Annotated in this window: 1 protein-coding gene and 1 riboswitch; the gene reads right to left on the reverse strand. The window is 56.1% G+C overall.

Features of this window, described 5'->3' with window-relative positions:
* Positions 1-8: 8 nt before the first annotated feature.
* Positions 9-392 carry a fluoride efflux transporter CrcB gene (gene crcB / locus RND78_RS27820; RefSeq protein WP_027597932.1) on the reverse strand — a complete coding sequence of 128 codons (384 nt, stop codon included), beginning with the start codon at positions 390-392 and terminating at the stop codon, positions 9-11.
* Positions 393-499: 107 nt separating this feature from the next.
* Positions 500-560, reverse strand: a riboswitch (Fluoride riboswitch).
* Positions 561-808: the final 248 nt, after the last annotated feature.

Consider the following 808-nt stretch of genomic DNA (forward strand, 5'->3'; position numbering starts at 1 on the left):
TATTGCCTTTAGCGTGGGTGCAGCAGGTTGATGGTCAAGATACCCAGGGCTGTCATGCACAGGGACCCCACGACATGAACGCTGATTGCAGTCAGCGCCATGAGCAGCCTTCCTTGCTGGATTAGCATCAGTGTCTCAGCAGAAAACGTCGAGAAGGTGGTTAAGCCGCCGCAAAATCCGGTGATCAGAAACAGCCGCCATTCAGGCGCAATCCCGGGCCAAGCAGCGAAGATGGCTACGGCCATTCCGATGATGTAGCCACCTACAAGATTCGCAACGACCGTCCCAGGCGGGAGCGACGGGAACCAGGCATTTAGCTTCAAGCCCAGTATCCAACGGAGCCAGGCACCCAAGGTCGCACCGAGTGCGATGGCTATGAGCGGCTTCAGCATGGAACGTCTCCCAAGGGGAATGGAAGACTAGGGGCCGGGGAGGGATATGGTCGGTGCATAGCGCTGTCCTCGAAAAAGACAGGGCGCACCTACGCACCCTGCCAAGGGGTTACGTAGGCATCATCAGCACGAGGCGGTTTGAGGAGGAATGCCATCTCCTTAGCGGATCATAGCAGCGCAGCAGATGACTTTGAAGATGGCTCGTTCTTGAAGCCGACATGCCTGCCACTGCTTATTGAGACCCGGAGCATGCCTGCACTCCTCAAACGCCGAGGGTCTAGAAACCGATCGACTCTGCGGTAGCTATGAGGCAAACGTCCTATTCGTCACAGGTATTCACAGCTTTCGCTATTGCCAGACGATATTCAGCTGGACTGCGCCCACCCAGTGCCAATTTGATTCGCTCCTTATTGTAG

Source organism: Pseudomonas oryzihabitans, from assembly GCF_032027545.1.
GTDB lineage: Bacteria > Pseudomonadota > Gammaproteobacteria > Pseudomonadales > Pseudomonadaceae > Chryseomonas > Chryseomonas oryzihabitans_F.